This is a genomic window from Pontibacter sp. LHS1 (assembly GCF_058932855.1).
The window spans coordinates 109339-136133 of the sequence record NZ_JBZYWF010000008.1 but is presented as its reverse complement, the minus strand read 5'-3'; the positions used below and the strand labels follow the sequence as shown (position 1 = coordinate 136133).

Genomic DNA, 26795 nt, shown 5'->3' with positions numbered 1-26795 from the left:
GTCATTTCGTACAGCTCAAAATTACCCACGCTCCTGCCATCTAAGCTTACAGATTTCATTCCAAAGTTTACAGATATTTTCGCTCAGGTATAGGTATAGCTGTTACCTAAGGCACTCGCGGGAGCTGCGCGCACCGCGAGGTCAAAACAATTCAACTACCAACAATTCAGCAATTCTATTTCTCCCTTTCGATGGTATAAGCAATCAGTTGCTCCAGGGAGGTGCGGGATGGGGAGGCCGGGAAGGTATGGAGAATGGCCAGCGCCTCGGCGTGATACTGGTTCATGGCCTCGATGGTATACTGTATACCACCGGAGGTTTTCACGTAGTCGATCACCTGCTGCACGCGCTTATTATCGCCGTTATTGTTCTTCACGTTGTAGATCACACGCCGACGAGTCATCCAATCAGCTTCGCGCAGGGCATGGATCAGTGGCAGGGTCATCTTCTTTTCCTTGATGTCTATACCTACGGGCTTGCCGATCTCAGCGGTGCCATAATCAAACAGGTCGTCTTTGATCTGGAAAGCGATGCCTACTTTCTCGCCGAAGAGACGCGCTTTTTCAATGTCTTCTTTAGAGGCGCCGGCAGAGGCAGCTCCAACCGCACAGCAAGAGGCGATCAGGGAGGCGGTTTTCTGTCGGATGATATCGAAGTACACAGATTCATCAATATCCAGGCGGCGGGCTTTCTCAATTTGCAGCAGTTCCCCTTCGCTCATCTCCTTCACGGCATTCGACACGATCTTGAGCAGTTCGTAGTCATCATTCTGCAGCGAGAGAAGCAGGCCTTTGGAGAGCAGGTAGTCGCCTACCAGCACGGCAATCTTGTTTTTCCAGAGAGCGTTTACAGAGAAGAAACCGCGGCGGTAGTTGGCATCATCCACCACGTCGTCGTGCACGAGGGTGGCTGTGTGCAGCAGCTCGATCAGGGCCGCACCACGGTAGGTGGCATCGCCGATGGCGTCGCCGCGGAAGAGCTTGGCCATGAAAAACACAAACATAGGCCGCATCTGCTTGCCCTTGCGCTTTACGATGTAGCTCATGATCTTGTCGAGAAGCAGCACCTTAGACTTCATCGAAGTCCTGAACTTTTTCTCGAACAGCTCCATTTCCTGCGCAATCGGCGCTTGTATTTCCTTTAGGCTAATGCTCATGCGATATTCCGCAATATTACTAGGTGTGGGGGTCGTTTCCAAACAAGTATAGCAAATCGGCGTTTAAATAATCTAAGATAAGCCAGGCGGTATACGTAACCAACAGCACAGCCTCGTGCTGGTTTGCCGCATGCCTAAAATAACTATATTGCCTTCTGATAACACAGCAGACCGTTATGGCAGACACACTCAAAGTAGACTTCGTGGTATACCCGGAGCACGAGCGTCCTTTCACCGCTGACGCCACCTATACCCAGGACGGCAACAAAAAGCCAGTCGTGCTTTATACCCACGGCTTTAAAGGCTTCAAAGACTGGGGGCACTTCAACCTGCTGGCAAACTATTTCGCGGAGCAAGGCTTTGTGTTCATCAAGTTCAACTTCTCTCACAACGGCACCAGCATCGACAACGACTCCGACCTGCACGACATGGAAGCCTTTGGGCGCAATAACTTCAGTATCGAGCTCGAGGATCTGAAGGCGCTCATCGACCTGGTGCACGACGAGGAAGGCCCGCTGCCGCAAAACGAGCTGGACCTGAATCGCATCTACCTGATCGGCCACAGCCGGGGAGGTGGTTCTGTTATACTCAAAGCCGCTGAAGATACCCGTGTGCGGGCTGTGGCTACCTGGGCTGCCGTCAATAATTTTGACCAGCGCTGGGACGAACTGGAAAAAGAGTCCTGGAAGAAAGAAGGCGTGCAATGGGTCACCAACGCCCGCACAGGTATACGCATGCCGCTCTACTACCAGATCGTGGAGGATTACCTGGCCAATGTGGAGCGACTGGAAATCCCGAAGGTGATTCAGAAAATGCAGCAACCTCTGCTTATACTTCATGGCGAGGAGGACGAGACACTGCCAGTGCAGATGGCCCACGACCTGCATACCTGGAAACCCGATGCTGAGCTGCACCTTCTACCTGGCGCCGATCACTCTTTCGGGGGCCAACACCCTTACCAGCAGGAAGAGTTACCACTTGCAGCCAAAGCCGCTGCCGATCTTAGTATCGCCTTTTTTAACAAACATGCCTAAGCTATACCTGCTCCTGGGCGGCAACCTCGGTGACCGTCCGCTATACCTGTCCCAAGCCCGCGATAGCATTGCCACACAGGTCGGTTCGATCGCGCAAAGCTCCTCCCTCTACGAAACCGCTGCCTGGGGCAATACAGACCAACCCGCTTTCCTGAACCAGGTGCTGGAGGTGCAGACTACTCTCAGCCCGGAGCAAGTGCTGCAAACGATAAATCAGATCGAGCAGGATCTGGGCCGCATCCGGCACGAGCACTGGGGAGCACGCGTTATCGACATCGACATTTTGTTCTATGACGAGCTTGTACTGCAGTCGCAGCGCCTGACGATCCCCCACCCGCAGTTGCACCTGCGCCGTTTCACGCTCCTGCCGCTGAGCGAGATCGCACCGTACCTGCAGCACCCAGTACTGCACATGCAGGTAACACAGCTCTTACAAAATTGCCCAGACGAACTTCCCGTTTATTTATTTAATTCAACTTCAAATCAATAGCTTGGAAGGGAGCTGTGAATTTCCTCTAAAATACCTTACTTTAGAGCGGAATACAGCCAAGAAAGTAAAATTTTACTTATATTGCGAGATTGCTATACTTGCGATTGTGCGAGATATGATGCGCTCGTGGTGCGCTTCTCCCGAATAGCTTATGAACGACCTCCTCACCATCATCACGAATGAAAAAAGAAGCCTTATGCGAGGCTTCCTGGTTGTGTTCATACTGGTGCTTCCCTTTACTTTTATACCTGTTCTGTTCACGCAGCGCTTTACTGCTGAAACATTTAGCCAGCAATTGCCAGAAAAGGCCCTCGTTGCGGCACTGATCGCAGCCGGCATTATTATCCTGCTGCTGCTCAACAACTACGAAAAGCTGCTGCAGAAGAAGCGTCTGTATGACTTCCCTGCCTTTGCATCGCTTCATTTCAGTGGAGCTGTTGAAAAATACAACGCGATTGTGAAGGAGATTTCAACCTATCTGTTCGGCAAAGTAGGCAATTACTTCTTCAGGGTGAACATCATCAACCCAAAGCAGCACAACATCCAGATCGAGCTCTCGCCCCTCATCTATGTCGGTCAAAACCAGGAATTACTGGACCGGCTCATGCAAGAGCTGCAGCTAAAGGAGAATCTATACCTGTCACGCGTGATCAGCCTGCCAGAAGAGGAACTGCAGCAAAGCGACATCATCAGAAATGAACTATTGAAACTGTCGGACGAACTAAGCAGACTAGGCGTAACACCGATGGCCGTAGACGAGAATGGGCAGTAAGCCCTACCCAAGCACCATCATTAAGACATCTACTTCCCATAAAAAAAGACCATTGCAGCTGCAATGGTCTTTTTTTATGTCTTGCGTTAAGGTTTATTCTACTGAACTCACCTCAGCCGTACGTTCGATCTTTTTAACCAATCCCTGCAATACCTTACCAGGGCCGCACTCTACGAAATGCGTAGCACCATCGGCTACCATTTGCTGCACTGATTGCGTCCAGCGCACCGGGGCCGTCAACTGGCTGATCAGATTCTGCTTGATTTCTTCCGGATCAGTGTGCGGCTGAGCATCTACGTTCTGATAGATCGGGCAAATGCCCTGGCTGAAGGTTGTTTCTTTGATTGCTTTGGCCAGTTCCTCTTCGGCTGGTTTCATGAGCGGGGAATGGAAAGCACCGCCTACCGGCAGTGGCAAGGCACGCTTGGCACCGGCTTCCTTCATCTTCTCGCAGGCGATCTCTATCCCTTTGTTAGAGCCCGAGATCACCAGCTGACCCGGACAATTATAATTAGCTGCCACTACCACTTCACCTTCTATTGAGGCACATACCTCCTCTACTTTCGCATCGTCCAGACCAAGGATAGCCGCCATGGTAGACGGATTGGCCTCGCAGGCTGCCTGCATCGCCATCGCTCTTTTGTATACCAGTCTCAGGCCATCCTCAAAGCTCAGCACTTTGCTGGCTACCAAAGCTGAGAATTCACCCAGTGAATGACCAGCCACCATATCCGGATTGAAATCCTGTGCAACGGCCGCCTGCGCCACTGAGTGCAGGAAAATAGCCGGTTGTGTCACTCTGGTTTGCTTCAACTCTTCGTCCGTACCACCGAACATGATGTCCGTAATGTTGAATCCCAGGATTTCGTTTGCTTTATCAAACAGCTGACGAGCAGACTCGTGCTGCTCATACAGGTCCTTACCCATACCCACAAACTGAGAGCCCTGTCCCGTGAAAACGTATGCCTTTTTCATGCTAATATTAATTGTTGATAGTTAGTTGCTGGTTGCTGATGGTTAAATTGTTGAATCTTTAAATGGCTGCCTGTGGTCTTTGCGGGTCTGGTTTATAGCTCTCTCTTGGACGGTTACACAGGTATAGCTGTGTTCACCAAGGCCTATCCATGCTTGAACCCATCCGTACTTATACCTACCTCAGAGGTATAAACCTGATAAGCACAGCCACTTCTTGTCGTCACGCAAAGGCCCAACAACAATTTAACCATCAACAATTTAACAATTTAGTAAGCTACAAACCGGGCCCTCTCTTCGGGGCTTGGCAGCATACAGGCTTCGTTGCGCCCTGCTATGCGGTAGCGGTGTTTCGCGATAAAGCGGTAAACAAAATTGCGGAAAGATAAGGGAATAAACCTGAAATAGTAAAGCACCGACCATGGAAAATTGAGATGGCGGGCGATGCGGAGAGCGGCTTCAGACTCGGTGTAGAGCTGGCCGTTTTCAAAAAAAAGAATAGAGTCGGGCAAGGGATCAGGTATAAGCTGCTGTGGTACCAACTGCTCTACCAATCCGGATTGCAAAGCGGCAAAATGCAGGTTCTGCTGCTTATTATACTTCAAAGCGATCTGTATGCTGGCCTGGCAAAAGCCGCAGGTGCCATCGTAAAATACGATGGGCAAACCCTGCAGCCGGTCCAGTTCATCTTTTATCATTAGCGTACTATTTCAACCCAGCCTTTGTACTTACTGCGGCTGCGGTTCGGGTCAATGGATATAAACTCAACCTCGGCCTCATAATAGTAAACCCCATCATTAAGGCGCTTACCATCGTTATCGGTGCCTGGCCAGTTAATATACGCATCTGCACTGCTTTCGTATACCTTCACGCCCCATCGGTTGAATACCTTGAAGGTGGTGGAGCGAATAAACGCAGCTCTGGGATCTGGCTTGAACACATCATTTTTGCCATCAGCGTTAGGCGTGATAATGTTCGGCAGCTCGAAGAAGAAGCAGTTGTCTTTGCACTCTTCGTTGCTTGGCTCGCTCTCCTCTCCTGCCAGACTTGTGGCCGTCACGTAATAGCAAGCCGCAAAAGACTCCAGCCCGGTGTGGGTAAAGGTGGTCTCTTTAGTCGTAGCGATGGCACGATACTCGGTTTCGCCCGGTCCTCTGAAGTATACGGTATAGAAGTCGATCTCATCCGTACATCCATTTCCGATCTGCGGCACCCAGTTCAGCACGTTCTGGTAAGGCGGCTGGGTTGGGTTAGCAAAGAAAGCCTCGCAGTTGAGCACATCCAGGGTCAGCTCAGGCGGACAGATGATAAGCGGTATCTCCACGCACACTTCCTGGCTCAGGTTCTGCAAAGGCTCCGGCAGACCGTCTATCTGGTAAGTGCCCTGGGTACGCACCACGTAGCAGTAGGTCTGGCCCCGCTCCAGTGGGGCGGCAGCAGTGCCATTGTCGGTAAAGGTGCCGCTGGTAGCCGATGCCGTTACGCTGCCGACCTGCACCAGTTCATCTCCCACTACCCGGAAGATCTGGTGCTCCAGCACTTCATTGCGCCACGGCACATCATAGGTCCAATTGAGTGTTACACCCAGTTCGTCGCCAGTACTCTGTGCCTCGGCAGCCAGTCGCACACTGGAGGCGGATGTCGAATCGCGCAGCATATCCGGTGTGGCGCCACCTGGTGTAGTGGTACTGTAGAACTCAAGTTTATATCGATAGGCGTTTTCCTCTGTGTTCAAGCCGCTGTTCACATAGACGGTGTCACTCAGTCTGCGGGAAGTAAATACCCGCTGATAGGCTCCGCCTGGCTCCTGCCCTGTCTTACGGTACAGCCGGTACTCGAACGGTGGGTTCAGGCGCTCTATACCTGGACCCGGCTGCGTCCAGCGAACGGTAATCTGCCCGTTAGTCACGTCGGTGCGGTCTACTGTCACATTGGTGATGTAAGGTATGTCACGCTCTATCACAACACAGGCCTCCAGCGAAGCAATACTTTGTCCGCCGGCCGGTCTTGGAAACTCAGCATAAATCACATAGCAATACTCTGCGCCTGCTGCCAGCCCTTGCCCGTTGTTATCATCCAGAAACTCAGTAGCATCCTTGCCCACTTCTCCAATCAACACATAGCCTGTGATGGCAGGCACGCCGGTTTCGCAAGGGCCGGGGGTCCAGCCAGAGGGTCCTTCGCGCCTGTAGATCCGGATGGTTGCGGCATTCTGGCACATGTAGCTGTCCCAGGTCAGCCGCACAGTACGGTCTTGGCCGGTTGCCAGCAGGTTTTGCGGTGGCGGGCCAATTACTCTAATGCGGTAGGGCTGCAGGTCAGCCAGCTGCCTGGATGGCGGCGGCGGGTTATCCTCTGCCCTGAAAATGACTTGATATGGATTGGCACGCACATCGTTGCAGGAGGTGTTCCACACAAGCTGTCCTGCAGCGCGGCCCGGCTGATTTACAGTCACGTTGAAGGTAGCAGGTGGCAGAACACCGCCAGTACCAGGCGCAGTAAGCGTGATCAGGTGACCGTCAGGGTCAGTAGCTGTGATGGTAGTGCGCAGCGTTTCGCCAGCTACGATACAGGTGTCGCGGGGAACCAGCACCGGCGGACGGTTACGGGCATCCACCACCAGGATCTGCATGTCGCGCACCACCGTACTGATCAGCACGGGTGCGGCGCCTGTTACACGCCACTCTTCCACCACAAAGGCTACGTTATACTCGCCCAGTCGGCAGGGCGCGTCCCAGGTTAACTGTCCGGTGATGGGGTCAAGGGTAAAAGTAGAGGGTCCGGTGTTAGCGGAGTTGCGACAGTTATCCACCGTATGCGGATCGCGGTAGCCAGGCACGTTGGTGATCGTGCCAGTAGCCTGGTTGCGGTGCTGCGGTTGTATCAGTTTGTATGCGAGGCTGTCTCCATCGTCATCAATAGCTCCTGGGTTATGTACCCAACGCTCGCCAGCAGTTGCTTCGTCAATAGGTGCTACGGTGAGCACTGGCGTACTGTTCAGGCCACGAAGCGGGTTGATTGAAACCGTGGTCGTAATAGAAAAGGTAAGCTGATCAGTTGGAGCGGCCATGTTCAGGATGCCCCCATTGCGGTTTTCCCCTACCCATGTTACAAGATAGGTCCCGTTGGCATCATAGATATACTCCCACACAAACACTTCACGGTCCACCTCCGGCTTTACCGGTGTTACGGACTGCCGTTCTACGCGCACCGTATTACCATCCCCCATCGAAATAAAGACAAAAGGGTCATCAGCCGGGGAGCTGGTTTTGGTGTACATCACCATGGTGAAGAAGAACTTTCGGGGATTGGGGTTGGGACCTGTGTCCCTGCGGGCAGTGATATCTCCCGCCCTGATGTGTGTTGCCTGCGCCTCGAATGCATATCCCAACAACAACATCAATACCAACAGCACAATGCGGCCAGGCAAGCAACAGCTCAAGCGTAAACTATTTGGCATAAGCGTAGAGTTAGGTTTGGCGCTGAACAAAGGTAAAATGAAAACTGAATTTTTACCTTTTTATTATCAACAATCACAAGAAAAGTGGGTTAATAGTATATGGTTTTCAGTCCTACGCATTGCAATTTAGATTGATTCAAAATATGCTATTTAATTGTTTTATACGGGCTCCGCTTGTACCTTTGGGCATTAAAAAGCATTCATTACTTAACCTTCTAACAAATACAGATGAATTGGTTTACTAAAACGTTTTCCAGTACAATCGGCCGCAAGATCATCATGTCTATCACAGGTCTTTTCCTGTGCTCTTTTCTGGTAGTTCACTTGATAGGTAATTTAACGCTATTCAAAGGTGATGACGGCGTGACATTTAACTTATACTCTCACTTTATGGCGAATAATCCGATCATCCGCACGATGGAGATTGTATTGGTTCTGGGATTTTTGTTTCACATCTACGATGCGCTCGTACTGACGCGCCGCAATAAAGCTGCCCGTCCTATTGATTATGCTGAGCAGCATCCGCAGGAAAACTCTACCTGGTCTTCCCGTAACATGGGCCTTTTAGGTACAGTGATTCTGGTATTCCTGATCATTCACCTTTGGAATTTCTTTGTTCCAGCTCGTTTTGGTGCCGCTGGTGGCCTGGAGGGTGTTGTGATTGAGAATGTGGACTATGACAACCTTTACCTGAAGGTAGTGCAGTCTTTCCAAATCTGGTGGTATGTACTGATCTACGTTATTTCTATGATCGCTTTGGCTTATCACCTGATCCATGGTTTCCAGAGTGCCTTCCAGTCACTGGGCCTGACGCACAAAAAATACACCCCGTTCATTAAGACATTCGGTGTTGTATTCTCTATAGCGGTTTGCTTTGGCTTTGCCATCATTCCGATTTATTTCTTTTTCGCTGCATAACATAAACTTTCAATAGTTGCTATGATATTAGATTCTAAAATCCCGGAAGGCGCCTTAGCTGAAAAGTGGGATAAGCATAAATTCAATGTGAAGCTGGTAAACCCAGCCAACAAACGGAAATACGACATCATTGTAGTGGGTACTGGTCTTGCCGGTGCTTCCGCTGCTGCTACTCTTGGCGAACTGGGCTACAACGTGAAAGCGTTTTGCTTCCAGGACTCCCCTCGCCGTGCGCACTCTATCGCTGCGCAGGGTGGTATCAACGCCGCTAAAAACTACCAGAACGACGGTGACTCGATCTTCCGTCTGTTCTACGACACCATCAAAGGTGGTGACTACCGCGCCCGTGAGGCAAACGTGTACCGCCTGGCTCAGGTGTCAGTGGACATTATTGACCAGTGCGTGGCGCAGGGTGTTCCTTTCGCCCGTGAGTACGGCGGCCTGCTAGCTAACCGTTCATTCGGTGGTGCGCAGGTATCCCGCACCTTCTACGCCCGCGGCCAAACCGGACAGCAGCTGCTATTGGGTGCCTACTCTGCCCTTAACCGTCAGATCGCTTACGGTAAAGTGAAGATGTTCCCTCGCACGGAGATGCTGGACCTGGTAATGGTAGACGGCAAAGCCCGCGGTATTGTGGTGCGTAACCTGATCACAGGTAAAATTGAGTCTCATAGTGCACACGCCGTGGTATTGGCAACAGGAGGTTACGGCAACGTGTTCTTCCTTTCTACTAACGCGATGGGCTCTAACGCTACGGCAGCCTGGAGAGCACACAAGAAAGGTGCTTTGTTCGCTAACCCTTGCTTCACACAGATTCACCCAACCTGTATACCTGTTTCGGGTGGTTACCAGTCGAAACTGACACTGATGTCAGAATCACTGCGTAACGACGGCCGTGTATGGGTGCCTAAGACTGTTGAGATTGCCCAGCGCCTGCGCAAGGGTGAGATCACAGTGAATGATATCAAAGAAGAGGACCGTGATTACTACCTGGAGCGCAAATACCCTGCCTTCGGTAACCTGGTACCACGCGACGTCGCATCACGCAATGCTAAGCTGATGTGCGACGAAGGACGCGGTGTAGGTGCATCCGGCCTGGCGGTATACCTTGACTTCGCTGATGCGATCAAGCGTGACGGACAAGCGGCAATCGCAGCCAAGTATGGCAACCTGTTTGATATGTACGCTAAGATCACGGATGAGAATCCGTATGAAAAGCCAATGCGTATCTACCCTGCTGTACACTATACCATGGGCGGCCTTTGGGTTGACTATAACCTGATGACGAACATACCTGGCCTATATGCAACAGGTGAGTGTAACTTCTCTGACCACGGTGCAAACCGCCTTGGTGCCTCTGCTCTGATGCAGGGTCTTGCTGACGGTTACTTCGTTATTCCTTACACAATCGGTGACTATCTGGCACAGACGCCTTACGACAAGATAAGCACAGACCATCCTGCGTTTAAGGAAGCTGAGCAGAATGTAATGGGTATTACTCAGCGACTGCTTTCCATCAAAGGTAACCGTACGGTAGACGACTTTCACAAGGCTCTTGGACAGATCATGTGGGACTACTGCGGTATGGCACGTAACGCTGAAGGTCTTCAGTTTGCCAAGCAGGAAATCCGCAAGCTACGTGACGAGTTCTGGCAGAACGTGAAAGTGACGGGCGTTAACGAAGAGCTGAACCAGACGCTGGAGAAAGCGCACCGTGTAGCCGACTTCCTGGAACTGGGTGAACTGATGGTAGACGACGCACTGAACAGAAACGAGTCATGCGGCGGTCACTTCCGTGAGGAGTACCAGACACCAGAAAACGAAGCCCTGCGTGACGACGAGAACTATGCCTACGTAGCCGCCTGGGAGTTTACAGGGGTAGGCAACGACCCAATCCTGCACAAGGAGGAGCTCAAGTTCGAGAACGTGAAGCTGACGCAGCGTAGCTATAAATAATGGATAATTAATAATTAAGAACGAGTAATAGATCTGGTAAACAGATGATTGAAGTTCTTAATTCGTAATTCTTAATTCGTAATTAATAAAGAAATGGCTGGAAGTAATCCAAATGCTAAACCAATGGACCTCACATTGAAGATTTGGCGCCAAAAAGATAGAAATACTGCAGGTCAGCTGGTAACCTATCCGCTTAAGAACATATCTCCGGATATGTCTTTCCTGGAAATGCTGGACGTGCTCAACGAAGAACTACTTGTAAAAGGTGAAGAGCCTGTTGCCTTTGACCATGACTGCCGCGAAGGTATATGCGGTATGTGCAGCTTGTTCATCAACGGCCGAGCACATGGTCCGGAGCGCGGCACCACCACATGCCAGTTGCACATGCGTCACTTTAACCACGGCGATACCATCACGATCGAGCCTTGGAGAGCAGCTGCTTTCCCGGTGCACAAAGACCTGATCGTTGACCGCTCTGCTCTCGACCGCATTCAGCAGGCTGGTGGTTACGTGTCTGTAAACACAGGTGGCGTACCTGATGCCAATGCTATTCCAATTCCGAAGACAATTGCAGACAAAGCTTTTGACGCGGCAACCTGTATCCAGTGCGGAGCCTGTGTAGCTGCCTGTAAGAATGCCTCTGCTATGCTCTTTGTAAGTGCGAAGGTATCACAGCTGGCGATGCTGCCACAAGGTAGAGTGGAGCGTAAGACTCGCGCCGAGAACATGGTGGCTCAAATGGACGTGGAAGGTTTTGGTGCCTGCTCTAACACAGGTGCCTGTGCTGCTGAGTGCCCAGTGGGTATTTCACTTGACAACATTGCCATGTTGAACCGTGAGTATCTTAGCGCAAAAGCAACTTCAGAGAACGTATAGTTAACCTGATTCTAATAAGCTTAAAAGGCGAGACAGGAAACTGTTCTCGCCTTTTGCTTTTATATTCGCACAAATATTCTGACATCTATACTTTCCTGTAAACCGTAAAGACTAGCGTCTGTTTACAGGAAGACACCTACATGATACTATGATCACCATTATAACGGGCACAAACAGACCATCCTCCAACTCCAGAGCTGTAGCCAATCTGTACTCAAAACTGTTGGAGGAGCGCCAAATAGCCAATCAGATACTGGACTTAGCCGACCTTCCGGCTGACTTTACGACATCAGCCCTTTACGACAACATTGGCACAAACGCTGCCTTCAATGAGTTGAGCACTCTTATTGGTGATTCAGAAAAGTTTGTATTTATCGTGCCGGAGTACAACGGTTCATTCCCGGGCGTTCTCAAGGCTTTTATTGATGGCCTTTCCTACCCAAACACTTTTCGCAATAAAAAGGCAGCCTTGGTTGGCCTATCATCCGGAGTGCAAGGCAGTGGACTGGCTATGAGCCACCTGACTGATATTTTCAATTACTTAGGCATGCACGTGCTGGCGCTGAAACCGCGCCTGGCTCAAATTGAGAAGAACTTCGATGGAACTGCTATCACAAACGAGCTATACCTGGAGCTGCTAAAACAGCAGATCGATCAATTCATCCATTTCTAATAGCCTAGGCGATACACCCTGAAGAGCTAAATATGCGCTACCACTTCGCATTAGCAATTCTGATCAATCTGATATTCGTTGCCCTACTGGTATTAAAAACATGGACTGGCAATGACAAGGCTCCACTGTTGCTGATGGTGTATTACCCCTTGCTCCTACTCGCTAATCTGGGCCTTTGGGGTTTTCTTAAAGTCTTTCAACGGCCAGAGTTATTTATAAGGCAACTACAAAACTGCTCCTTCCGCTCTTTATACCTGTAATATTAATATCGAACCTGTTTTAGTCAGACTGCACAGGTATAGGCACAGGTATAGGCACAGGTATAGGCACAGGTATAGGTATAGGTATAGGTATAGGTATAGGTATAGGTATAGGTATAGGTATAGGTATAGGTATAGGTATAGGTATAGGTATAGGTATAGGTATAAAAAAAGAGCCCGCTTTGACAGCGGGCTCTTCACATTATTAGAAAACAGGATTGAAAATTAGTCTACATTATCATGCAGAAAGCGGTTGTCGCCTAGTATCTCGTTGTCATCGTTTAGGTTGAAACGGGATATGTTGCGTTCAGAAGAGTGTGCAACTGAATCCAGGGCAACATTGCGACGCAGGTAAGCCGGTACGTCCAGCTTCTCTTTCATCGCTTCGCTCGTGGTCATGTCGGCGCTCAGCATCTTCAGGCGCTCACGGCGCTCAATCGCTTTCTGCTTCATCAGCTCACGCTCAGCTTCCAGGCGTTTTGCCTCACGTGTGGCATAATCTTCCTGCTGCTGTGCACCAAAACCGTTGCTGTACTCTTGTGTAGTGGAGCCTTCCAGGTTAAACACACGGCGCTGCGGTTGCTGCTGTACCGGCTGCTGTGGCTGAGGCGCCTGCTGGTACTGCTGTTGTTGCGGGGCCTGCGGCTGAGCTGGCTGCTGCGGCTGATCCACCACCGGGCGGCGAATCTCGAACTGCTGCTGCACAGGCTGCTGCGGCTGAGGCGTAACTACAGGCGCTACTACTGGCTCCGGCACGAAGTTCACCATCTTAGGCTGCTCTGGCTTAACTGGCTCTGCTACTTCAATTTTTTTTTGGCTCTCCAGATCAAAAACCGTCTTTTTTGGCTCGATGATCTCCTCAGCGCTGCTGGCAAAACCAGTGGCAATCACAGTCACGCGGATGCTCTGACCCAGCGAAGAGTCAATGCCGTGACCAAAGATAACCTCTGCCTCCTGACCGGCTTTGTCTTGAATGTATTCTGTAATCTCGGTCAACTCATCCATTTCCAATTCAGCCTGGTCACCAGACATGATAGAAAGGAGTATCTTCTGAGCACCGTGGATATCAGTATTGTTAAGCAATGGAGAAGAAAGTGCCTCTTCAGCAGCTCGGAGCGCACGCCCCTCACCTTCTGTCGTTGCAGAACCCATCACTGCAGCTCCAGAATCTTTCATAACAGTCTTAACGTCTTCGAAGTCAACGTTGATTTCGGCTGTTACGGTAATGATTTCAGCAATAGATTTAGCAGCTGTAGTCAATACGTTGTCGGCCTTTGCAAAAGCCTCACGAATCGCCAAGTTACCAAACATCTCGCGCAGCTTGTCATTCAGGATAACAAGGATTGTGTCGCAGTTCTCGCTTAGCTCCTTGATGCCGTTTTCGGCGGCAGCCTTCTTCTTTCTGCCCTCGAAGGCAAAAGGTGCCGTTACGATACCTACTGTCAGGATACCCAATTCTTTAGCGACTTTAGCAATGACAGGCGCTGCACCAGTACCGGTACCACCACCCATACCTGCGGTGATGAACACCATCTTGGTATCATTGCTGAGTAGCTCACGTATCTCTTCTTTACTTTCCAGGGCGGCATGCTTTCCTTTTTCAGGGTTGGCTCCGGCACCCAGACCTTCAGTCAGGTTAAGACCAATCTGAAGTTTGTTTGGTACGCTACTGCTTTTCAAAGCCTGCATGTCCGTGTTGCAAATCACGAACTCTACATCCTTGATACCTTGGCCGTACATGAAGTTTACCGCGTTGCTGCCTCCGCCCCCGACGCCAATCACCTTGATGATGGACTTACCGCTTGCCGGCAGGTCAAAACTGTACATTGATGTCATACTAAAATCTCCTGCTATTATGGGTTTCTAATAATTATGCTTCTAACTAATCGATGTCGTCCGACAGAAGTCCTTTAATTCTGTCGAGCAATCCTTTGCCGCTGCTTTCTTTGCTGGCGGTCTTTGTTGTTACTACTCTGTTGTACTCTTCATGCTGCTGCACTTCCACGTGCTTCTCTTCGCGCTGATCAAGCGACTGATAGCCGGCCAACACCAAGCCAACGCCTGTTGCGTGCATCGGGCTCTTCACCGCATCGATCTTCGACTTGCCAAGGTGCTCGTTCGGGTAACCAATGCGGGTATCCATGCCGGTAATGTACTCCACCAGCTGCACCAAGTTCTGGAGCTGCGCGCCACCACCGGTGATCACAATACCTGCCGCCAGGCTGTTGCTATACCCTGATCTTACAATCTCAGAGTAGATCAACTCCACAATCTCTTCCATTCTCGCCTCTATGATATAGGCCAGATTTTTCAGAGAGATCTCTTTAGGCGTGCGGTCACGCAGACCTGGAATCGAAACGATCTCATTTTCGGAGGCTTCGTCGGCGATAGCTTTGCCAAACTTCACCTTCAGCTGCTCGGCCTGGTTCTGCATCACCATGCAGCCCTGCTTGATGTCAGATGTGATGATATTACCCCCGAAAGGTAGAACAGCTGTATGGCGGATAATATTGTCTTTGAAAATGGCCAGGTCTGTCGTACCACCGCCAATATCCACCAGGGCAACACCGGCTTCCTTCTCCTCGTCACTCAGTACCGACATGCTCGAGGCAAGTGGCTCCAGGATCAGATTGTCGATCTCCAGTCCGGCACGGGCGATGCATTTGTTGATATTGCTGATCGCGTTAGACTGTGCGGTGATGATATGGAAGTTACCCTCCAGACGAACACCCGACATCCCTACCGGATCCACTATACCTTCTTCGTAATCTACTTTGTATTCCTGCGGCATCACATGGATGATCTCGCTCCCCGGAGGAGTCACCAACCGGTACATGTCGTTCGTCAGGCGGTTCACATCCTCTACCGTAATCTCATCGTCTGTCATCTGGCGGGTAATGCTGCCATTGTGCTGCAGGCTCTTGATGTGCTGCCCGGCAATGCCCACGTTTACCACCTTGATGTTGATGCTCGCCTGATCTTCGGCCTGCTGAACGGCTTTTCTGATCGCTTCTACGGTTTTGTCGATATTGCTGACAATACCGCGTACCACCCCTTCTGAGATGGCTTTACCCATCCCAAGAATTTCCAGCTTTCCATACTCATTCTTCCGACCAACAAGTGCGCAAACTTTGGTTGTGCCGATGTCCAAGCCTACTACAATTTTGTCGTTCTGCATATGCTGTATATGTTATTCACAAATTATCTGATCTTCGTACTCCACATTGACTCTCTTATATTTATCCCAGCCCATCACAGGCAGTACTTCTTTATAAAAGACCATCAACTTCTTAAATTTCTCATCCACATCATTTGGCTTCCCAAACTCGATGGTGTGTTCCCCTACCTGTGGCAGAAAAGAAACTTTGCCCTTTTCATCGATATGCATCTGGGCTATTTGGGCTTTCCAAAACTGATCTGTTTCAATGAAACGCAGCAAGGAAAGGTAGGCCTGGCCTGTAGAGTCCTGGAAGAAATCCCGGCTAAATGGTCTGCCGGACTGGGTCTTCGTAATGGGTATTACACGAGCGGTGTATCGGTCGGACAGGGGCAGCATATTACCCTCTGCGTCGATGTAGACATCCTGATCTGATCGTATAATTCTAGCTATAGGCCTGTTCTGTTTTATGCTTACTTGTATGTTGCCGTCTAAACCTTTAAACACCTCCGCTTCTTTCACAAAGCTATGCGCTTCGATGCGCTTTTCGAGGTTCTTCAGGTCGATCTGCTGATTCGGCAAACCTTCAAGTTTTCGTTCGCCTTCACGGGTCAGGAGGTCTCTTACTTCCTCTTCCCCAATAAAGTAATTGTTGTACTCATTATCAATATTTATTGACACTTTCTCACACTTTTTTTCATTTTGGCGAGAGGAAGCAAAACCTGCAAGTGCGGCAATGGTAACTACGCTACAACATGCAAAAATTAAAGATTTTATTTTACTATTCAAGCCCATTTCAGTTATTTTCTAAAATATTTTTTATAGGCTTTACTAATGTATCGATATCACCAGCACCTACTGTCGCCAGCACCTCAAAATCAGCGTTTTCGGCTAAATAAGCCGCAACATCCTCTTTATGCAAAAGTCTTTTTTTCGGACCATTTACCAAGCCCAGAATCATCTCTGAAGTCACACCTTCAATTGGCTTTTCCCGTGCTGGGTATATATCCAGCAGGATCAGTTCATCGGCAGCGCTCAAACTTTGTGCAAATTCGGTTGCAAAGTCGCGGGTGCGGCTGAACAAGTGCGGTTGAAACACCACGGTCAGCTTTTTGTCAGGGTAAATGGCGCGCAAAGATGTCATGAACGCATCGATCTCTTTCGGATGGTGAGCATAGTCATCGATGTATACTCTTCCTTTCCCTTCATACACCACTTCGAAGCGTCGCTTCACACCTCTGTAAGTCGCCAGTGCATCACGCAACTTGTCTTCCGACACACCCATGATCTGACCTGCAATCAATGCGGCCAGCGCATTCTCTACATTGTGATATCCGGGAAATCCCAGCGCCAGACGGGCTATGTTACCGAAGGGTGTTTTTGCATCAAAACAAAAGCTGTACCCCTGTATCTCAAGCTGTTGCACATGGCCATCACCTTCGTTCAAGCTATAGCGAATCACCTTCACCCCCTCATGCACTTTTTGGAGTAAGCGCGGATCGGTAGCACTATGCAAAATCAGGTAACCACCGGGCTTCACCTGGCTAATGAACTTCTGAAACGTCCTGATCAGTTCCTCTTTGTCGCCATAAATATCCAGATGGTCAGGGTCAGCCGACGTCACGATGGCAATGTCCGGGTAAAGCGTCAGGAACGAACGGTCGTACTCGTCGGCTTCCACCACAATGGTCTCCTGCTCAGCCGTACCTTTTCCGATCAAAAGGTTCGAGTTCAGGTTCGTCGCTATACCTCCCAGGAACGCCGAACAGTCCACTCCACCTTCGTGCAGCAAATGCGTTACAATGGAGGAAGTAGTCGTCTTGCCATGGGTACCGGCCACTGCCACGGTATAAGCCGAGCCTGTGATAATGCCCAACACCTCTGAGCGCTTTTTGATAGTATAGCCCTGCTCTTTCAGGTATGCCCACTCGGTATGCTCAGCGGGTATAGCCGGCGTGAGCACCACTAAAGTGACCTCTTTGTTTTCGAGTATTTCTTTTGGCAACTGGTTCACATCATCTTCATAATGTACCCGGATGCCTTCCTGCTCCAGCGCCTCGGTGAGTGGGGTGCGCGTTTTGTCATACCCCCATACCGGAAGCTTCCGGGCATTGAACCAACGGGCGATGGCACTCATGCCGATGCCGCCGATGCCAAGGAAATAGATATAGCTATAATCTTCCAGTCTCACTTGATCAACTTTAACAGTTCGTTTACAATATCGACAGCGGCATTTGGCCGCGCCAGTTTCACAATATTCTGCGACAGACGCTGCTGCTCTGCCTCGTTTCCAGCCAGCTCCAATGCGGCGGGTATAAGCTGTTGCTGTGCTTCGGCATCGCGCACCAACAGGGCGGCCTGCTCCTGCACCAGCGACATGGCGTTTTTGGTCTGGTGGTCTTCGGCCACATTCGGCGAAGGCACCAGTATACTCGGCTTCCCAGCCAGACACAGTTCCGAAATCGAAAGTGCCCCGGCTCTGGATACCACCACATCAGCGGCGGCATAGGCCAGATCCATCTGCCGGATGAAATCGAAAGCACGTATACCTGCGTCGGCAAACGGCTTCTCCAGTTCCTGCGCCTGCGGATAAAAAGCTCTGCCCGTTTGCCAGATCAGCTGATAGCCGGCATCTGCGATTTGCCGCAGCCCTGCGGCTATACTTTGGTTTATGGTTCTGGCACCCAGGCTTCCGCCTATTACCAGTATGGTTTTCTTTTCTGAAGTCAGCCCGAAGTGCAGCAAAGCCTCGCGACGCTTCGAGTTACTGCCCATGATGTCTTTGCGAACCGGGTTGCCTGTCAGCACCAGCTTTTCAGCCGGGAAGAAGGCTTCCATGTTGTTGTAGGCCACGCAGATCTTCTGCGCCCGCTTTGCTAACAGCTTGTTAGTGATGCCGGCATAAGAGTTCTGCTCCTGAATCAGGGCCGGAATCTTCTTAGAAGTCGCCGCATACAGCAACGGGCCACTGGCATAGCCTCCCACTCCTACCACCGCATCTGGCTTAAAGTCACGGATGATCCTGTGCGACATCCGGATACTGGAGATCACTTTCCAGGGGAAAGAGAGATTGTCCAGTGTGAGGCGGCGCTGCAGACCGCTGATCCAGAGGCCCACTATTTTATACCCAGCTTCCGGCACGCGTGTCATTTCCATGCGCCCGATCGCTCCAACAAACAGAATCTCCGCATCAGGGTGCACCACCTTGATCTGGTTGGCAATGGCAATGGCCGGGTAAATATGCCCGCCGGTGCCGCCACCGCTGATGATGAAGCGATATGGACGCTGCGGATTAGGCATTGGCCGTTACTTTTGCGGTTGCACCAAATGTTTCCTCGGCCTTCACGGTACGACTTACACTTAGGATAATCCCGATGGAAATACCGGTGAAGATCAGTGACGTACCTCCCATACTCAGAAGTGGCAGTGGCAGACCCGTAATCGGACCCAGCCCAACGGCCACGCCCATATTGATCATGCCCTGTAGCACCAGACTGAAACTCAGACCGGCTGCCAGCAAACCACCGAAGGCACCGTTGCTTTTCGTGACTGTCACCAGCCCCCGGTAGAGCAGGGCAAGGTATAGGAACAGCACCAGGGCGCCTCCCAACAAACCATACTCTTCCAGTATGATCGCATAGATAAAGTCAGAGTAAGGGTGCGGCAGAATATCGCGCTGGTCGCTGTTGCCCGGCCCTTTGCCTACCACGCCACCGGTTGCGATCGCGATATAGGACTGCTCCAGCTGGAAAGCGGTTTCCGACTCGTCGAAGAAAGCCTCAACCCTGCTGATCGCCGTACCCAGACGCTGACCAGCTGCCAGGCCAACTCCGCCCAGCATAGCACCCGCTACCACGAAAGCAGCCAGCGACTTCATCGGAACACGACCGATGAACATCAGCAACAGGCTCGTCAGGAAAAGTAGCACCGCTGTGGAAGTGTTCGTCAAGGCGATCAAGGCACAAATAAATGCTGTCCAGGCGAAGATCGGCAGCAAGTTGCGCTTCCAGTCATCGAGGTGGTTTTGCTTCTTCGAAAGCATGCTGGCCAGATAGGAGATCAGGGCCAGTTTCGCCAAATCCGAAGGCTGGAAGGTCTGGTTAATCACTGGAATGGTGATCCAGCGAGACGCTTCGTTAATGTTAGAACCAAAGAAAAAGGTATAGAGCAACAGCGGCACCGCCAGGATAAGCGCTACCAGTGATAGTCGGGAATAATAGCGGTAATCGATCTTGTGCGCCAGCCACATGAAGGCCAGGCCAATGAAGATCAGGGAAGAGTGCTTGAAGAGGAAGTACTCTGTGTTACCGTCTTTTTGCTTGTACGCCAAGGTACCGGTAGCCGAATACACGACTGCCATGCTGATAAGCGAGAACATCAGCACGATGCCCCAAAGCACCGCGTCCCCTTTCAGGTTCCGCTGTAACCACTGCTTGATCATAATACCTTTGGCTAAGAATTAAAAATTTACTTTCTCAAAACTATCTTCTCTACGGCCTCCCTGAAGCGCTGCCCCCGGTGCTCGTAATTGTTGAACAAGTCGAAACTCGCGCAGGCAGGTGACAACAGTACTACATCGCCAGGCGTCGACAGCAATTTGCCCATGCGCACGGCATATTCTATGGAAGTGGTCTCCACCACAACCGGCACTATACGCCCAAATGCTTCTTTCAACTTGTCATTGTCCTTGCCCAGACATATCAGCACCTTCACTTTCTCCTTGGCCAGCTCCTGCAGCACGCTGTAGTCGTTGCCTTTGTCCACGCCACCCGCAATCCAGATGATCGGCTGCTTTATACCCTCCAGGGCATAATACACGGCTTCCACGTTGGTCGCTTTCGAGTCGTTGATGTAGGTGACTTCCTTTGAAACTGTGATCACCTGCAAACGGTGCTCTGCGTTCTCAAATGTCTCGAGCCCCTTTTCAATCTGACTGTCCTCCAAGCCCATCAGCTTGGCGACCGCCACGGCGGCCATGGTGTTGTACTGGTTGTGCTTGCCGATCAGGGCAGAGCGTGAAGCGTCAATGTCGCCTTCGAAGAACTTGACGTTGACTTTTACATGCGTCCCTTCACATAGTACCTTCGCACCCTCCTTGTTCTGGAGTGAGAATGGGACTGTGGTTCCGCCAAAAGACGCAGAATCGAACGCATTACGGATAATATCATCATCGTTGTTGTAGATAAAGTAGTCCGCGCCGCTCGTGTTCTGCGCAATGCGCAACTTTGAGGCAGCGTACTTGTTCATGTCATAGCCATACCTGTCAAGGTGGTCTGGCGTAATATTTAACAGTACTCCAATATGTGCTTTGAACTGGTACATGTTGTCGAGCTGAAAACTACTCAGCTCCACCACATAGTACTCGTGCTTATTGTCAATTACTTTCTCGGCCAGGCTCTCGCCTATGTTACCCGCTAGCCCCACGTTTATACCTGCGCTCTTCAGCAAGTGGTAAGTCAGCAAAGTCGTCGTGGTCTTGCCGTTCGTGCCGGTGATGCAGATGAATTTCGCGTCGGTATACCTACCTGCAAACTCGATTTCAGATATAACCGGGATCTCCCGCTTGATCGCCTCCTGAATAATGGCCGCCTTGTCAGGTATACCCGGGCTCTTGATGATCTCGGTCGACTCCAGTATGCGCTCAAAGGTATGGGTGCCTTCTTCGTAAGGTATAGCCGCTGTTGCCAGTTTGGCTTTGTATACCTCCTTGATTTGACCCATGTCCGACACGAACACGTCAAGCCCCTTCGCCTTGGCCAGCAATGCTGCCCCTACGCCACTTTCTCCCGCTCCGAGTATCGCTAGTTTCATTGTTTGTTTTCTTTAGGTTTAGCGCAGTTTCAGGGTTGCCAATGTCAAAATCGCCAGCATAATGCCCACAATCCAGAAACGCGAAACGATCTTGGACTCGTGGTAGCCGTTCTTCTGGTAGTGGTGGTGCAGCGGCGACATCTTAAAGATGCGTCGGCCTTCCCCGTATTTCTTCTTCGTATACTTGAAGTAGCTCACCTGCAGCATTACCGATAAGTTCTCGATCAGGAAAATGCCGCACAGGATAGGAATAAGCAGTTCTTTGCGCACGATCAGGGCCATCACCGCGATGATACCGCCAATAGCCAGACTGCCCGTATCGCCCATGAACACCTGCGCCGGATACGAATTATACCACAGGAAACCCACACAGGCTCCCACGAAGGCCAGCGCAAAAATGGTCAGTTCGCCTGAGTTCGGGATAAACATAATATCCAGATAATCCGCGAAAATGGTGTTACCGGATACCCATGCAAAAATTGCCAGTGTCAGACCAATAATAGCCGAAGTACCAGCTGCCAGACCGTCGATGCCGTCGGTGATGTTGGCGCCGTTCGATACAGCCGTAATCACCAGAATCACAAACGGTATATACAGGTAGCACGACCAATCTGCGAAAAACGGACCGGCAAAAGAGAACAGATTGCAGTAATCGAGCTCGTTGTTTTTACGGAAAGGAATGGTTGTAATCATGGATTTGATGTCCACCCACTTGCTCGTGGCGTTCACGGCAGAGGTAGAGCCATCGGTGAAAATGTACTGTCTTACGACAACATCGTCACTAAAGTATAGGGTCAAACCCACAATAATTCCTAAGCCAATCTGACCCAGTACCTTAAATTTTCCGGCCAGTCCTTCTTTGTTCTTCTTGAACACTTTGATGTAGTCATCCAGAAAGCCGATCAAGCCCAACCAGACCGTTGAAACGATCATCAGGAGCACGTAAATGTTATCCAGGCGGGCGAACAAAAGCGTCGGTACCAGAATAGCCAACAGGATAATCAGACCACCCATGGTTGGAGTGCCTTTTTTCTCCATCTGGCCTTCCAAACCAAGGTCGCGAATACTTTCGCCTACTTGTTTGCGCTGCAGTATTTTAATCAGTCGTCCGCCAAACATCATCGCGATTAACAAGGATGTAAGCGTTGCCATACCCGCCCTGAACGAGATGTACTGGAATACACCCGCCCCTAATAGGTCGTACTCACGGTCAAGGTATGTAAAGAGGTGGTAAAGCATTTATTCGGTAATCGTTTCCTATGTTTTTCTAAGTTTGTCTTATTTGCCAAGCTGTTGCAGGGCTTCCTGCAGCACTTGTTTATCGTCAAATGGGTATTTCACGCCCTTTATCTCCTGATAAGTCTCGTGGCCTTTGCCTGCCACCAGAATAATATCTTCTTTGCCTACCAGCATGCAAGCCGTGCGGATCGCCTCTCTCCTGTCCAGCACGCTTAATGTTTTCTTGAAGTCGAGTGGCTTTACGCCTTTCTGCATGTCCTCCAGTATCGCCTGCGGCTCTTCAAAGCGCGGGTTGTCGGATGTCAGGATCACCTTGTCGCTCAGGCGGCAGGCAATATCAGCCATTACCGGGCGCTTGCCTGCGTCGCGGTTACCGCCACAGCCAACTACTGTTATCACTGTCTGCAGCGGCGTGCGGATTTGCTGAATCGTGTTCAGCACGTTCTCCAGCGCGTCCGGCGTGTGGGCATAGTCCACTATACCTGTAATTTGCTCGGTCTCCGACATGATATAATCGAAGCGACCCGCTGCCGTATTCAGGCTTGAAAGCACTGTCAGCGCTTCCATTGGGTCTTCTTCCAGCAACACGGCCACGCCGTAGGCGCCCAGCAAGTTATAAGCGTTAAACGCACCGATCAATTTCGCCCAGATTTCGTGACCGTCTACATCCAGATGTAGCCCTTGCAGCGTGTTTTCGATCAGTCGCGCCTTGAAATCAGTTACCTTACGCAGCGAAAAATAGCGCACGTCTGCTTTGGTGTTCTGTACCATCACCGGTCCGCGCTTGTCGTCTGCGTTTATCAGCGCAAAAGCACCTGCCGGCAGCAGATCAAAGAAAGACTTCTTGGCTTTGATGTACTCGTCGAACGTGCCGTGGTAGTCCAGGTGGTCGTGGGTGATGTTGGTGAACACGCCGCCGGCGAAGGTTATACCTGCCACACGCTGCTGCACCATGGCATGCGAACTCACTTCCATAAAGGCAAAGGCACAACCCGCTTTCACCATCTTATCCAATAGTGCATTCAGCGATACCGCATCAGGCGTGGTATGCGTCGACGGAATCACTTCCTCGTCAATCTGGTTTTGCACCGTGGAGATCATCCCCACATGGTAGCCCAGCTCGCGGAACAGCTTATGCAGCAAAGTCACCGAAGTGGTTTTGCCGTTCGTACCTGTCACGCCCACCAGTTTCAGTTTGCGGGATGGATGCCCGTAAAACGCAGAAGCCATCAAACCCAGGGCCTGACCGCTGTTTTTTACCTTGATATAAGTAACCTCTCCGGCTAGATCTGCCGGCAACTCCTCACACACGATGGCAACAGCCTTCGCCTCCGCGGCTTTCGCTATGAAGTCGTGTCCGTCCACCTGTACACCGCGCATAGCCACGAACAGCACCCCTTCCCGCACCTGGCGCGAGTCGAAGGTGATGGACTCGACCTGCACATTCAGCGGGCCGTGGCTTTCCAGCACGGTAACGTCTTTCAATATGTCCTGCAATAGCTGCATTAGCTCAGTACAATCGTAATTTTAGTTTCTTTGTTAATTTCAGTGCCCGGCTGCACAGACTGTTTCTGTACACGCTTGCCCATGCCTTCCACACTAACTTTCAGGTGTTGATTGCCCAATATGAACAGTGCGTCGCGCAGCGTCATACCAGTCACGTCCGGCACCTGACCACCTCTAACCGGATTTGGCTCAAACTTAAGCGAGCGCATTTGCGGCGTCACGCGCACCCACTCGTCGTCATTGGTCGCGGTGGAGTGATTGCTGACACCGATCTTGTTCAGGATCAGGCTCAGGTCATCGAAGCTGCCGGCTTTCACCTGTGGCAGGCTGTCCTTGTTCGGCGTAACACGGGCACGTAGTGGCTGGTGCATGGCCAGGTCACGGGCATAGGCCTTATCGGCTACCTCCTTAAACACCGGCGCGGCCACATCGCCACCGTACACGTTCACCCCTCTTGGGCTGTCGATGATCACAATGCAGCTATACTTCGGATTGTCGGCTGGAAAATAACCGGCAAACGAAGTTGAGTATAGCTTCACGTACTTGCCGTCCTTCACCTTGCGGGCGGTTCCGGTTTTGCCGGCTACTTTATAATCGGCACTTCGGATATTCTTGGCGGTACCGTTCTGCACCACACCCTCCAGCATGGCACGTACCTTCTTAATGGTCTCCTCGGAAGCAATGCGCTCGTTCAGCACACGCGTCTGGAAGGTCTGTATCACCTGATCAGCGCGACGGATCTCCTTCACGATGATCGGTTGTACCTTCACGCCATTATTCGCCACGGCATTGTACAGCGCCAGCGTCTGCAGGGGTGCCAGTTTCATCTCGTAGCCAATCGACATGGAGGTAAGCGAGGTGCCATACCATGTCTTATCGCTGGTGTTCTTGATGTAAGGCCTTGCTTCACCATCCATCTGGAAGCCCAGTGTACTGCTCAGCCCAAACTTGTGCAGGTAATCCACAAAAGCTTGCGGATTGTCACTGAAGTTCTCCTGAATCAGCTTCGCCACCCCGATGTTGGACGACTTCTCGAACACCTCCTGCGTCGTGATCTTACCGTAACCGCCGATTTTCACATCGGTCATGGTTGTGTTTTTAATGCGGTATCGGCCGTCTCCGGTATCCACTGTATCTGTCAGTTCCACGTCAGAGTGCTCAAACAGCGCCAACATAGAAGCCAATTTGAAAGTTGAGCCCGGCTCCGTACGTCCCTGGTTACCAACAGCATAATTATAGTCTTCGATGTAACCGCCCTTGGTTCTGCCGAGGTTAGCCATCGCCTTGATCTCGCCTGTCTTCACCTCCATCAGGATCACGCAACCGTAGTCAGCGTTCTTCTCTACTAATGCCTTATAGAGGGCGTTTTCCGCCACGTCCTGCAGGTTGATGTCGATGGTGGTCTTGATGTCGTAGCCGTTCTGCGGCGCCACTTCCGTGCCATCGTAGATCGGTTTGTTACCGCCCGCTATACGCTCAAAAAGGGCCTCCCCATCGGTGCCCGCCAGATCGCCATTGAAGCTGTACTCCAAACCGGCGCCGTTCTTGTCCTCGTTAATAAAACCGATCGTACGTTCAGCCAGCATACCGAAAGGCTTGAAGCGCTTCTCTACTTTCTCGAAGATTACCCCGCCTTTGTTCTTACCAGCCCGGAAGATCGGCCAGCTCGCCATCATCTTCTTCTCTTGGTAGTTGATCTGGCGACTGTTCAGACGAATGTACCTTCTGCCGGCGTGCCGCGCATTCTTGATCTTGCGGCGGTAGTGCTCCGGCGACTGATCCTTATAGAACCGCGAAAGCAACATCGCCAGCGAATCTATACCTGCGTTGAAGGTCTCTGCTTGAGCAATAGCCGGATCAAAGGCCACGCGGTAAAACGGCAGCGACGTAGCCAATATGCTCTCGTTGTCGGAGTAGATATTGCCACGGGTAGCCGGCACCGGCTGATAGCGGATGCGACGCTCTTTCGAGATCTCTTTCCACTTGGTACCATCCAGCACCTGTATCTGCACAATCTTGTACACGATAGCGCAGGCAAACAGACAGACCAGCAAAAACACGATCCGTACACGCAGTACGATTTCTTTCTTAATATTCATCTGCCGCTACTTCTACTTGATAAGGAGGAGATGAACTTTCAACCAGGCCCAGTGGTGCCACGTTGCGCGCCACTTCTGACTGCTTGCTGGCGCCCATATAATCAGACTTCAGAGTGGTATAGTCCGCCCGAAGGTCTTCTGTCTCTACTTTGATCTTAGCAATTTTGCGGATGGTCTTCTCGGCGTAGTGGGTGTTGCCGATGTAGAAAAGCGTAATACCTGTCAGAAAAAGCACGTGCGGCAGGTACTTGGTCGGCACGCCTTCCTGAAACAGAAAATCAACGTTGGTGTATTTATCCAGCCACATAAACAGGCTGAACCCTTTCTTCTTTGCCTTCACCTCCGGCTTCACCTCCTCCTCTGGCTTCACGCGCAGCGTGTTGCCCTTGGGCGCGGCAGCTGTCTTAGTCATAAGG

At 51.0% G+C, this 26795-nt stretch carries 22 protein-coding genes; 7 read left to right on the top strand and 15 right to left on the bottom strand.

All coding sequences use genetic code 11. From position 1 onward, the window contains the following. Positions 1–175: 175 nt before the first annotated feature. Positions 176–1156, bottom strand: coding sequence for a polyprenyl synthetase family protein (locus AC5FXQ_RS16050; protein WP_493603433.1), 981 nt, complete (start codon positions 1154–1156; stop codon positions 176–178). Between the two features lie 176 nt (positions 1157–1332). Between AC5FXQ_RS16050 and AC5FXQ_RS16045 the strand changes: the two genes are divergently transcribed. From AC5FXQ_RS16045 to AC5FXQ_RS16035, 3 genes are all read left to right on the top strand, one after another. Then, entirely contained in the window at positions 1333–2190 is an 858-nt protein-coding gene (locus AC5FXQ_RS16045; protein ID WP_493603432.1) for an alpha/beta hydrolase family protein, read from the top strand. Continuing rightward, positions 2183–2680 (top strand): 2-amino-4-hydroxy-6-hydroxymethyldihydropteridine diphosphokinase, encoded by a 498-nt coding sequence (gene folK / locus AC5FXQ_RS16040; protein WP_493603431.1) that lies wholly within the window; start codon positions 2183–2185, stop codon positions 2678–2680. The genes AC5FXQ_RS16045 and folK overlap by 8 nt, the downstream gene beginning before the upstream one ends. Positions 2681–2831: 151 nt before the next feature. Next, positions 2832–3452 carry a hypothetical protein gene (locus AC5FXQ_RS16035; RefSeq protein WP_493603430.1) on the top strand — a complete coding sequence of 207 codons (621 nt, stop codon included), beginning with the start codon at positions 2832–2834 and terminating at the stop codon, positions 3450–3452. Positions 3453–3545: 93 nt separating this feature from the next. Here AC5FXQ_RS16035 and fabD read toward each other — a convergent pair whose 3' ends face one another. The 3 genes from fabD to AC5FXQ_RS16020 all read right to left on the bottom strand — a co-directional run bounded on the left by fabD (position 3546) and on the right by AC5FXQ_RS16020 (position 7884). Next, entirely contained in the window at positions 3546–4427 is an 882-nt protein-coding gene (gene fabD, locus AC5FXQ_RS16030; protein ID WP_493603429.1) for an ACP S-malonyltransferase, read from the bottom strand. Positions 4428–4693: 266 nt separating this feature from the next. Then, on the bottom strand, positions 4694–5122 hold the full coding sequence (locus tag AC5FXQ_RS16025; protein ID WP_493603428.1) for a thiol-disulfide oxidoreductase DCC family protein: 429 nt from the start codon (positions 5120–5122) through the stop codon (positions 4694–4696). Next, complete coding sequence (locus tag AC5FXQ_RS16020; RefSeq protein ID WP_493603427.1) at positions 5122–7884, bottom strand: T9SS type B sorting domain-containing protein; 2763 nt, start codon at positions 7882–7884, stop codon at positions 5122–5124. The genes AC5FXQ_RS16025 and AC5FXQ_RS16020 overlap by 1 nt, the downstream gene beginning before the upstream one ends. Before the next feature lie 228 nt (positions 7885–8112). Between AC5FXQ_RS16020 and AC5FXQ_RS16015 the strand changes: the two genes are divergently transcribed. The 4 genes from AC5FXQ_RS16015 to AC5FXQ_RS16000 all read left to right on the top strand — a co-directional run bounded on the left by AC5FXQ_RS16015 (position 8113) and on the right by AC5FXQ_RS16000 (position 12307). After that, complete coding sequence (locus AC5FXQ_RS16015; RefSeq protein WP_493603426.1) at positions 8113–8802, top strand: succinate dehydrogenase cytochrome b subunit; 690 nt, start codon at positions 8113–8115, stop codon at positions 8800–8802. Positions 8803–8823: 21 nt separating this feature from the next. Beyond that, positions 8824–10758: a fumarate reductase/succinate dehydrogenase flavoprotein subunit gene (locus tag AC5FXQ_RS16010; RefSeq protein ID WP_493603425.1), complete on the top strand. Its 1935-nt coding sequence runs from the start codon at positions 8824–8826 to the stop codon at positions 10756–10758. A 123-nt stretch (positions 10759–10881) separates the two neighbouring features. Further along, a complete protein-coding gene (locus AC5FXQ_RS16005; protein WP_493603424.1) occupies positions 10882–11634 on the top strand; it encodes a succinate dehydrogenase/fumarate reductase iron-sulfur subunit in 753 nt (250 codons plus the stop codon). A gap of 148 nt (positions 11635–11782) precedes the next feature. Then, positions 11783–12307: an NADPH-dependent FMN reductase gene (locus AC5FXQ_RS16000; RefSeq protein WP_493603423.1), complete on the top strand. Its 525-nt coding sequence runs from the start codon at positions 11783–11785 to the stop codon at positions 12305–12307. Positions 12308–12792: 485 nt separating this feature from the next. Here AC5FXQ_RS16000 and ftsZ read toward each other — a convergent pair whose 3' ends face one another. From ftsZ to AC5FXQ_RS15945, 11 genes are all read right to left on the bottom strand, one after another. Then, a complete protein-coding gene (gene ftsZ, locus AC5FXQ_RS15995) occupies positions 12793–14403 on the bottom strand; it encodes a cell division protein FtsZ (protein WP_493603422.1) in 1611 nt (536 codons plus the stop codon). A 46-nt stretch (positions 14404–14449) separates the two neighbouring features. Next, positions 14450–15745 (bottom strand): cell division protein FtsA, encoded by a 1296-nt coding sequence (gene ftsA / locus AC5FXQ_RS15990; RefSeq protein WP_076422540.1) that lies wholly within the window; start codon positions 15743–15745, stop codon positions 14450–14452. Between the two features lie 12 nt (positions 15746–15757). Next, a complete protein-coding gene (locus AC5FXQ_RS15985; RefSeq protein WP_493603421.1) occupies positions 15758–16405 on the bottom strand; it encodes a cell division protein FtsQ/DivIB in 648 nt (215 codons plus the stop codon). Positions 16406–16520: 115 nt separating this feature from the next. Continuing rightward, entirely contained in the window at positions 16521–17915 is a 1395-nt protein-coding gene (gene murC, locus AC5FXQ_RS15980) for a UDP-N-acetylmuramate--L-alanine ligase (protein WP_493603420.1), read from the bottom strand. After that, entirely contained in the window at positions 17912–19024 is a 1113-nt protein-coding gene (gene murG / locus AC5FXQ_RS15975) for an undecaprenyldiphospho-muramoylpentapeptide beta-N-acetylglucosaminyltransferase (RefSeq protein ID WP_493603419.1), read from the bottom strand. The genes murC and murG overlap by 4 nt, the downstream gene beginning before the upstream one ends. Further along, on the bottom strand, positions 19017–20165 hold the full coding sequence (locus AC5FXQ_RS15970; RefSeq protein WP_493603418.1) for an FtsW/RodA/SpoVE family cell cycle protein: 1149 nt from the start codon (positions 20163–20165) through the stop codon (positions 19017–19019). The genes murG and AC5FXQ_RS15970 overlap by 8 nt, the downstream gene beginning before the upstream one ends. Positions 20166–20191: 26 nt before the next feature. After that, positions 20192–21535: a UDP-N-acetylmuramoyl-L-alanine--D-glutamate ligase gene (murD, locus tag AC5FXQ_RS15965; protein WP_493603417.1), complete on the bottom strand. Its 1344-nt coding sequence runs from the start codon at positions 21533–21535 to the stop codon at positions 20192–20194. Positions 21536–21553: 18 nt separating this feature from the next. After that, positions 21554–22774 (bottom strand): phospho-N-acetylmuramoyl-pentapeptide-transferase, encoded by a 1221-nt coding sequence (gene mraY / locus AC5FXQ_RS15960; protein ID WP_493603416.1) that lies wholly within the window; start codon positions 22772–22774, stop codon positions 21554–21556. 39 nt (positions 22775–22813) lie between these two features. Next, positions 22814–24280, bottom strand: coding sequence for a UDP-N-acetylmuramoyl-L-alanyl-D-glutamate--2,6-diaminopimelate ligase (locus AC5FXQ_RS15955; protein ID WP_493603415.1), 1467 nt, complete (start codon positions 24278–24280; stop codon positions 22814–22816). Continuing rightward, entirely contained in the window at positions 24280–26379 is a 2100-nt protein-coding gene (locus AC5FXQ_RS15950; RefSeq protein ID WP_493603414.1) for a penicillin-binding protein, read from the bottom strand. Before AC5FXQ_RS15950 ends, AC5FXQ_RS15955 begins: the two co-directional genes overlap by 1 nt. Continuing rightward, a complete protein-coding gene (locus tag AC5FXQ_RS15945; protein WP_493603413.1) occupies positions 26369–26791 on the bottom strand; it encodes an FtsL-like putative cell division protein in 423 nt (140 codons plus the stop codon). Before AC5FXQ_RS15945 ends, AC5FXQ_RS15950 begins: the two co-directional genes overlap by 11 nt. Positions 26792–26795 lie beyond the last annotated feature (4 nt).